This is a genomic window from Frankia sp. ACN1ag (genome assembly GCF_001414035.1).
Taxonomy (GTDB): domain Bacteria; phylum Actinomycetota; class Actinomycetes; order Frankiales; family Frankiaceae; genus Frankia; species Frankia torreyi.
In genome coordinates this window covers 49308-56012 of record NZ_LJPA01000044.1, presented here as the reverse complement: position 1 = coordinate 56012, position 6705 = coordinate 49308, and the positions used below count along the sequence as shown (strand labels likewise).

Annotated in this window: 7 protein-coding genes and 2 pseudogenes; 5 read left to right on the top strand and 4 right to left on the bottom strand. The window is 71.4% G+C overall.

The window, feature by feature from the left end; genetic code table 11:
- A pseudogene (locus UK82_RS27290) lies at positions 1-245 on the top strand (transposase); the annotation flags it as partial.
- A 55-nt stretch (positions 246-300) separates the two neighbouring features.
- A complete protein-coding gene (locus UK82_RS43465) occupies positions 301-576 on the top strand; it encodes a pentapeptide repeat-containing protein (RefSeq protein ID WP_152990035.1) in 276 nt (91 codons plus the stop codon).
- A gap of 14 nt (positions 577-590) precedes the next feature.
- On the opposite strand, the gene UK82_RS33285 is transcribed toward UK82_RS43465, so the two are convergent.
- From UK82_RS33285 to UK82_RS27275, 3 genes are all read right to left on the bottom strand, one after another.
- Positions 591-1067, bottom strand: a complete 477-nt coding sequence (locus UK82_RS33285; RefSeq protein ID WP_055410169.1) for a hypothetical protein — start codon at positions 1065-1067, stop codon at positions 591-593.
- Between the two features lie 417 nt (positions 1068-1484).
- On the bottom strand, positions 1485-2333 hold an 849-nt coding region (locus UK82_RS27280; RefSeq protein ID WP_236706510.1), incomplete at its 3' end, for an oxygenase MpaB family protein.
- A 367-nt stretch (positions 2334-2700) separates the two neighbouring features.
- Positions 2701-3180: an SRPBCC family protein gene (locus tag UK82_RS27275; RefSeq protein ID WP_044885529.1), complete on the bottom strand. Its 480-nt coding sequence runs from the start codon at positions 3178-3180 to the stop codon at positions 2701-2703.
- Positions 3181-3578: 398 nt separating this feature from the next.
- Here UK82_RS27275 and UK82_RS27270 point away from each other — a divergent pair, with 398 nt between their 5' ends.
- The 3 genes and pseudogenes from UK82_RS27270 to UK82_RS40505 all read left to right on the top strand — a co-directional run bounded on the left by UK82_RS27270 (position 3579) and on the right by UK82_RS40505 (position 4770).
- Positions 3579-4073 (top strand): hypothetical protein, encoded by a 495-nt coding sequence (locus tag UK82_RS27270; RefSeq protein ID WP_128423313.1) that lies wholly within the window; start codon positions 3579-3581, stop codon positions 4071-4073.
- Positions 4070-4249: pseudogene (locus tag UK82_RS27265) on the top strand (SAM-dependent methyltransferase); the annotation flags it as partial. The gene UK82_RS27270 and the pseudogene UK82_RS27265, both read left to right, overlap by 4 nt.
- A 257-nt stretch (positions 4250-4506) precedes the next feature.
- Positions 4507-4770, top strand: coding sequence for a hypothetical protein (locus UK82_RS40505; protein WP_236706509.1), 264 nt, complete (start codon positions 4507-4509; stop codon positions 4768-4770).
- Between the two features lie 9 nt (positions 4771-4779).
- Here UK82_RS40505 and UK82_RS43460 read toward each other — a convergent pair whose 3' ends face one another.
- Entirely contained in the window at positions 4780-5193 is a 414-nt protein-coding gene (locus UK82_RS43460) for a GNAT family N-acetyltransferase (RefSeq protein ID WP_044885526.1), read from the bottom strand.
- Positions 5194-6705 lie beyond the last annotated feature (1512 nt).

The window sequence follows — 6705 nt, the reverse complement described above, 5'->3', positions numbered from 1 at the left end:
TCATCTGCCTGGCCCTGCTCGTGTTCACCCTGATCGAACGCGCCGTCCGCCAGGCGATCGCCCCCGCCGAGAAGCTGCCCGGCCTCTACGCCGGCCGCCCCGCCCGGCCCACCGGCCGACTCATCCTCGAAGCCCTCGCCCCCCTGCGCCTGGTCCCCACCGCCGCCGGCCAGCCCGCCTACATCCCCAGACCCGGACCACTCCAACAGCACCTGCTCGACCTCCTCGGCATCGACCCCACCTAACCCCCATGACCCGAAAACAAGATCACAGGGGCCGGTCGGCGCAGCAGAATCCGAAGTGCGAAACACGGGGCTAGCCGTTGCGACCCTCGGCCCGGCGTCGGCGGCTGCCCGGCCGGCGTCGGCTACGGGGGCGGACCTGACCGGGGCAGACCTCCGCGGGGCGAGCCTCACCGAAGTCAGCGCGCAACGCCCGACCCTCCACCAGAGAAAGGCCGGCACGTCCCGCAGGGGACGTGCCGGGCCGAGCGTGGAAAACGCGCGTCCTCGACTGGGGATCACGGTGATCGGAGGTCCGCTTCTGAAGCCGACCCGTAGCGCCCACCCCAGCTAGAAGCGTGCAGAAGGTCAGTGATGGTGGTGGTGGTGGTGACGGTGGCGGTGGTGTCCCTGATTACCCCCGCCGTTGATGACAATGATCGTGACACCTCCGGTAGAGCCACCTTTCTTCAGGCCGCCGCCGGTGTTGCCGCCACCGAGTTTGCCGCCGCCGGGGTAGCCGCCGCCGGTGTTGATGCCGCCGCCGGGTTTGCCGCCGCCGGGGTAGCCGCCACCGGTGTTGATGCCGCCGCCGGGTTTGCCGCTGGGGTAGCCGCCCCCGCTGGGGTAGCCGCCCCCGCTGGGGTAGCCACCGCCGGTGGTGCCGCCGCTGCTGGGGTTGCCGCCGCCGGTGGTGGTGATGCCGCTGCTGGGGTAGCCGCCGATGCCGGTGTTGCCGCCGATGCCGGTGGGGTTGCCGGTGCTGCTGGTGTTGACGCCGCCAGTGTCGGCGCTGGCCGACGGGGCCACGAACACCGCTGCCACGGCGAAGGCCAGGGCGATCACATACAGAAGTCTCCGTTTCATCATGTTCCGCTCCCGTCGATGGTTATGGCGCCTGACGGCGCCATCGGGCACAGGACGGTGGCCACCCTCCACGGCGATGTCACTCAGAGTGTGCACTAAATCGCCGTAAGCTCAGGATGGGGGACGTTGACCGTGTGCGCCACTCTGCCGGCATCCGCCCGCCCGGAGGCGCTTCGGCTCGACGCGAGGCAGGGGCTCTGCGGACGCCGTGGGTATCCGGCGCGCCTTCTACCCGTTGACCACCGCGGGCAGTCCTTCCACCTCCCGCGATCGGGTCGACCCTCGCCCGACCCACCGGGGTCGACGTCGAGCGGCGTTGGCGATGTTGGGCACTATCGGTGGCTGGAGTAGTCAGGCGGCGGGTCGGTCGGGGTCGGTTCCGGGCGCTGCCGGTGNCGGGCGGGTGGCCCAGCGGATGGTCGAGACGATGCCGTGGCCGGCCAGGCGGCCGATGGTCGCCTCGGCCGCGGGCAGGTACGGCAGGCGCAACGGCCAGCGGGTCCAGGCGGGCATCAGGCCCACGGCCGCCGACGCCAGCACGCCGTAGGGGGGTCGGGCCAGGAGTGGGAGGGGTGCCTGGAGCAGCAGGTAGCGGGCCGCGGCTCGAGCCTCGGGGGTGCCAGCGAGTTCGGGACGGAACGCGCGCAGGGCTCGTGCCAGTTCCGCTTCGGTGCGCGGCGGGTCGGCGGCGCCGAGCTTGTCGGCGACGGTCGCGGCGTCGGCGATGTAGGCGTCGCGTTCGGCGGCGTTCAGCGGGCCGCCGGTGCCGTAGCGCTGATATGCGGCGAGGAAGCTGTCGACTTCGGCGATGTGTACCCAGCGCAGCAGGTGCGGGTCGCCGGCGGCGTAGGGACGACCGTCGGGGGCTACTCCGCGGACGCGGCGGTGGACGCCGCGGACCCGGGCGACGGCCCGCTCGGCCTCCTCGGCCGGGCCGAAGGTCGTCGCGGCGAGGAAGAAGCTGGTCCGTTGTAGCCGGCCCCACGGGTCGTGGCGGAAGTCGGAGTGTCCCGCCACCCCGGCCATGGCCAGCGGGTGCAGCGACTGCAGCAGCAGCGCGCGCAGACCACCGACGAACATCGCCGCGTCGGCGTGCACGCGGCGGATCGGCCGGTCCTCGGCGAACCAGCGTTCGCCCTCGGCGTCGAAGATCTGTTCCCGTCGGCGCGGGCCCTCCGGGCCGGCGACCCGCTGCAGGACGTGGCCGCCGAGCCAGGCCCGCACGTCGTCGGCACCGCTGATCATCCGTACACCCACCATTACCCCATGATGCGCCGGGCGGCGCGCCACGGTCCTGCCGCCGTCACGGGTGCCAGCGGACATTCACCGGGTGGTGTGCGGAAGTGCTGTGAGGGCCGGTGCCTGCCGCCGGTGGCGGAAATTGCTGGAGGGTGATGACGGTTGGGGCCGGGTGAGCGAGCATGAAGCTCCAGCATCTGTTGATCGCCCTGTGGCCGGGACCGCCACGGACCGATTCTCATATCTGTGCGTGGTTGATTGGGCGCGGACATGTTCAGGCCGAGCCTGAATCTGGATGATCGTGGTGTTCCGCGGAACAGGGCCGCGTCGGGCCGCCGGGCGGACGCATGCGGCCGGCAACGCTGGACGGCGGTCAGGCGGTCAGGCTGACCAGGCGGTCGAGGTTCGCCAGCGACTTCTCCAGCATCGTCAGCGGCACCACCGGCCAGCTCACGCGGGCCTTCCACTTCTCCGACACGGCGCTCCAGTCGCAGTAGGAGGTCACGTCGGTGGTGTGGTCGTCGACCGGCGCGAGGGCGTAGCCGTAGACGTGGCCGATCGGGGGGTGGTCGACGCCGCCGACCGTCCACTCGACCAGGGCGTCGGGCTCGATGCGGGTGACGACGTTGCGCACCCGGTACTTGCCCATCGGCAGGTCGCCGAGCGGCTCGCGGTCCATGTCCATCTCGAACGCGTCGCCGGCGCTCGTCACGCGCCGGGCGTCGCCGGCGGCCACGAGCATGCCCGACCCGTCGATGCGGACGTGGCCGTCGGGGTCGGTGACAAGCTCGAAGATCCGCCCGGCCGGGGCGGAGATCCGGCGGGTGGTGGAGATGCGGTGCTCGTCGGCCACGGGTGTGCTCCTTCGCGTCGGGACAGATCCCGATGGATCCGGGGTGCCGGGGTGCCGTGCCGCCGGTCAGCACCGCGGGCCCGCGGTGATCCGAGTCACGCCCTTACGTTGTATATGCCGCGACCGGTCGGCGCTCAACCGTTACCGTCACCACCTCGGGCGGCCCGCGACCGCGGCGCTCCCGCCGCGGCGGCACGCGCCAGAGCGGGGTTTCCCCACCCCGGACNGCAGCCTTCCCTCGGCCGTCGACGGCTACTGCGGCGCGGCCCGGGTCTGTTGACGAACGGCACCGGCTACGAGGGGCGCGCCCCGGGCCTACCGGGGACCGTGCAAGAGTGCCGATCACCATCGTTGCGACTTACTGATGGGCGTGGTCGGGTGCGGCATACGATCCGTTGGTGGTGGCGAAGAGAACGAGTAAGGGTAGTGGGGGATCCGGGCGAAACAGAAATATTCTAAGAAGGTTGAACGATCGTCTTTGGGATATGGCAGGGGAGGAATGGGAAAGGGATCGGACAGCTGACGCCTACTATGCCTCCCCGGCGCGTGCGTACATATTCCTTGAGGACGGCGCGATGACACTCCTCGACGGCTACAGCAGAAAGATTGAGTCTATTTCCCGCGGTCGGGCTGCCGAAATCTTGCAGCTCATCGAGGGGGGTCGAGAAGAGAATGGAGTCGAGTTCGGTGTGACCGTCTGGAAGGAGATGAAGGGTCACGGAAAACTCCTGCTTTTCGAGACCTCCACTGAGTTTTCCCGCCATCTGTTCGGAGCCGCCCTGGGCGCGGGGGTGACGCGGCGTGAGGGCGTGGCGATGGATCCTGATGGATTTCGGGGTGCCGTGCCACCGGTCAACACCGCGGGCCTGCGGACCTCCGCAGAGCGCTCATGACAGCCGACGCGTCGCCCCAGCAGGACCCGGGCCCTCGGATCGACACCTCCGTGCCGCACGCGGCCCGGATCTGGAACTACTGGCTGGGCGGCAAGGACTCCTACCCGGTGGACCGGGAGGCCGGCGACGAGCATCCTACGATCTTCCCTGGCATCGCCGAGCTCGCCTGTGCCTCCTTCCCCGCCGTCGACGGCTACTGCGGCGTGGCCCGGAAGTCCTGACGTGATCAGAGCCGGGGATTTCGACTACGAACAGCACGGCGGCGGCTATGCGACGCGGCGGCGAGCCGACCCCCGGATCGAGGCCCAGCTACATGCCGCCCTCGGGGACGCGCGCACCGTGCTCAACGTGGGGGCGGGCGCCGGAACTGATCGAGGCCGACCGCCGCCGGTTTCCCGGCATCGACCTGATCTGCGCGCTGATCGGTACGCGCGTGACCGTCGAGCCGGTGCCGATACCCGGGGACTGCGTCGACGGGTTCATCGAGGCTTTCTACGCCCGTCCGGAGCGGTTCCTCGATCCGGCGGTACGCCGGGCACAGTCGGTGTGGGGCTTCATCAGCGACGCCGACGAGACCCGAGCGGTTGACCGGCTTCGACACGATCTCGAGTCCGGGAGCTGGGATCGGCGGCACGGGCACCTGCGGACCCAACCCGAGTTCGTGGGAGCGCTCCGACTCGTCGTCGGCCATCCCTGAGCCGGCCGGTCAGCCCAGGGGGTGGACCCAGCGCGTCCAGGACGACTGCGACCGGTAGTCGGCCGCGCGGTAGAGCGCGTGTGCCCGGGTGTTGGTGTCGTCGACCATGGCGTCGATCCGACGGCCGCCGAGGGCGAGGAACCGTTCCCGCGCGGCGGCCAGCAACGCCCGGGCGACTCCGGCGCGCCGGTGCTCGGGGGCGACGGCGAGCCGGTACAGGTGACAACGCCAGCCGTCCCAGCCGGCGATGAGCGTGCCGACGACGGTCCCGTCGACCTCCGCGACCAGCACCGCCTGCGGGTCGTGCGCGAGCAGCGCCGCGACCCCGGCGGCATCGTCGCTCACGCTCGTCCCGTGCGCGGCCGACTGCCAGAACGCAAGGAGGAGCTCGACGTCGCCGTCCCGGCCGGTGCGAATCCTCACCCGACGATTCTCCCGTCCAGACCCGGGCCGAGGTGAGCGTTTGGATCGGCCGTGTCGAGAACATCTCGGTTTCGCCGCACGGCCGACGTCATCCGTGCGAGAGTGCACGGGTGCAGGGTTATCTTCTCGTGGGTTGGCCTCATGTCGACCTCCAGCGGGTGACGAGCGCGGCCTGTCGCCGGATCTGAACACCCCCGGGCCGGCGTACGGCCGACGCCCATAGGCGTCGCCGCCTCCTTCACTCGCTTTCGCGGAGACGATGGTGTTCTCTTCACGTGTGGTAATACGTGCGGCAGTTCGGGGGCGCGTGCGCTCGGTCGCCGTCACCGTCGCCGTCACGCTGGCCGCTGCGACGATCACGGTCCTGGGCCCGGCCGGAACGGCGGCGGGCGCGGCGGACGCGGCAACAGGCTCGGACGCGGTGGTGGGCTCGGACGCGGTGGTGGGCTCGGGCGCGGCAACAGGCTCCGACGTCGTCCTCACCTGGTACGACGTCACGGCGGACACCGTCGCCGCCGCGGCCCTGCCCACCCAGGTCACCAACAGCCGGATCTGGGCGGTCAGCTGGCTCGCCGCCGACCGTGCCCTCACCGTCCGCCCAGGGTCGCCTGGCCGTCCAGAGTCGCCTGGCCGCACCTTCGCCACCTCCGCGTTCGCGACCGCACTGCACGACAGCCTCGCCGCGCTCGTCCCCGCCCGCGCCGCCGACCTCGACGCCGCCCTGGCTGCCACGCTGCGCCAGCTCCCCGACAACCACGACAGGTACGCCGGCATCGACGCCGGTCAACGCTCCGCCCGCGCGCTGGTCGCCGAACGTGCCGGGGACGGACTCGACGTCGCCTCGGTCAACGCCCCCTACAGCCCACCGCCGCCGGCTCCGGGCGTCTGGCGGCCCACACCCCCCGCGTACGCCCCGGCGGTGCAGTCCGGGCAGGGCCGGGGACGAACGTTCCTGCTCGGACCGGCCAACCGGTTCCGTCCCGGGCCACCGCCTCCCCTCGGATCGGCGCAGTACCGCCGCGACCTCGCCGAGATCCGCGCGATCGGAGCCGCCGACAGCACCGTGCGCACTCCCGCCCAGACCGACGTCGCGAAGTTCNGGGCCCAGGCCTCCCTCGCCGGCTACACCCCCCTCCTGCGCGGCCTGCTCGCACAGACCGGCGGACGGTCGCTCGGGTGGCAGGTCCACCTGGTGGCCACGTTCCACGAGGCCACCATCGACGCCCAGATCGCCGTCTACGACGCGAAATACGTCTACGTTCGCTGGCGCCCCGTCACCGCCATCCGCGCGGCGGACACCGACGGCGACCCCACCACCGCGCCCGATCCCACGTGGACGTCGCTGACCACCACGCCGGCACACCCCGAATACCCCAGCGGGCACACCACCTACGCCGGCGCCGCGCAACGCGTGCTCGAAGCGTTCACCGGCCCCGGGCCCCGCCAGCCGATCACGGTGAACAGCGCAACCGCACCGGGCGTCAGCAGGACCTACACCTCGTGGCGGCAAGC